Below are 1,445 nucleotides of genomic sequence, written 5' to 3' on the forward strand. Positions count from 1 at the left end.
GGTGATCTGATCAACTCTGGCCGTCTTGTTGCCAAGAATGATGCCACACTCAAGGTTGATGGCAAAGTGACCAACAGCGGCGATATTGCCAGTGAAGGTGCGCTGACGCTGAGCAATACCTCTGGCGCTGCCACCGGTGCGTTCACCAATACAAAAGATGCCAAGCTTCGGGCGGCCAGTATTGAGGCTGCGGTTGCCTCTGTTGCCAATGATGGTCTGATCGGCTCTGCGGAAGGTTCTGTGAGCCTGAGCAGTCAGGCTGGCGTTGCAAACAGCGGCGAGCTGCTGGCCAAGGACGGCCTGAGCCTCACGCTTGCCGGTGATCTGACCAACAGCGGGACGTTGCTTGCTGAACAGGCTCTGGTGATTGCAGGTCTTGGCTCTGATGCTGCCATCGGCGCACTGAGCAATGCAGCTGGCGGTGAGATCAAAGCGTCTACGGTGACAGCACGGGTGTCATCCCTGGACAATGGCGGCCTGATTGGCGCCGTGAACGGAACTTTAAAACTCACCAACTCTGGTGATCTGATCAACTCTGGCCGTCTTGTTGCCAAGAATGATGCCACACTCAAGGTTGATGGCAAAGTGACCAACAGCGGCGATATTGCCAGTGAAGGTGCGCTGACGCTGAGCAATACCTCTGGCGCTGCCACCGGTGCGTTCACCAATACAAAAGATGCCAAGCTTCGGGCGGCCAGTATTGAGGCTGCGGTTGCCTCTGTTGCCAATGATGGTCTGATCGGCTCTGCAGAAGGTTCTGTGAGCCTGAGCAGTCAGGCTGGCGTTGCAAACAGCGGCGAGCTGCTGGCCAAGGACGGCCTGAGCCTCACGCTTGCCGGTGATCTGACCAACAGCGGGACGTTGCTTGCTGAACAGGCTCTGGTGATTGCAGGTCTTGGCTCTGATGCTGCCATTGACGCACTGAGGAATGAAGCTGGCGGTGAGATCAAAGCGTCTACCGTGACAGTACGGGTGTCATCCCTGGACAATGGCGGGTTGATTGGAGCCGTGAACGGAGCTTTGACACTCACCAACTCTGGTGATCTGATCAACTCTGGCCGTCTTGTTGCCAAGAATGATGCCACACTCAAGGTTGATGGCAAAGTGACCAACAGCGGCGACATTGCCAGTGAAGGTGCGCTGACGCTAACCAATACTTCCGGTGGCGCTACAGGTGCGTTCACCAACACAAAAGATGCCAAGCTTCGGGCGGCCAGTATTGAGGCTGCGGTTGCCTCTGTTGCCAATGATGGTCTGATCGGCTCTGCGGAAGGTTCTGTGAGCCTGAGCAGTCAGGCTGGCGTTGCAAACAGCGGCGAGCTGCTGGCCAAGGACGGCCTGAGCCTCACGCTTGCCGGTGATCTGACCAACAGCGGGACGTTGCTTGCTGAACAGGCTCTGGTGATTGCAGGTCTTGGCTCTGATGCTGCCATTGACGCACTGAG

Annotated in this window: 1 protein-coding gene; it reads left to right on the top strand. The window is 57.1% G+C overall.

Annotation, left to right across the window (positions count from 1 at the left end; all coding sequences use genetic code 11):
* Nucleotides 1–1,445 (top strand): hypothetical protein (locus PsAD37_RS09370; protein WP_206600063.1); only part of this gene is annotated, 1,445 nt, incomplete at both ends.

It is taken from the genome of Pseudovibrio sp. Ad37 (genome assembly GCF_001623075.1).
Classification (GTDB): domain Bacteria; phylum Pseudomonadota; class Alphaproteobacteria; order Rhizobiales; family Stappiaceae; genus Pseudovibrio.